This is a genomic window from Chryseobacterium sp. CH25 (assembly GCF_004119455.1).
Taxonomy (GTDB): domain Bacteria; phylum Bacteroidota; class Bacteroidia; order Flavobacteriales; family Weeksellaceae; genus Chryseobacterium.
On sequence record NZ_NRQT01000067.1, the window covers coordinates 1 to 273 of the forward strand.

A 273-nucleotide genomic window follows, 5' to 3' on the forward strand; every position below is an offset into this window, starting at 1 on the left:
CTGGTGCAATTCACGCTTTTGTTGCGATTGCCCGAGCGGTGATAATAGAATATCGAAGCAGGAGCGATGGAAGCCGCTTCGAACCGCGCCGTGTACAACGACCGGCGCTTTTCTTTATGTGTTGAGTCAGTTCCGTTATGCCCAGAGCTCGAGGCCAGTTCGAAGTGTGAGACGCTGGTGCAATTCACGCTTTTGTTGCGATTGCCCGAGCGGTGATAATAGAATATCGAAGCAGGAGCGATGGAAGCCGCTTCGAACCGCGCCGTGTACAAC

Annotated in this window: 1 protein-coding gene; it reads right to left on the reverse strand. The window is 53.5% G+C overall.

Annotated elements, in window-relative coordinates; genetic code table 11:
• Positions 1 to 273, reverse strand: a 273-nt coding sequence (locus tag BOQ64_RS24305) for a hypothetical protein (protein ID WP_228448539.1), incomplete at both ends; no start/stop codon positions are given.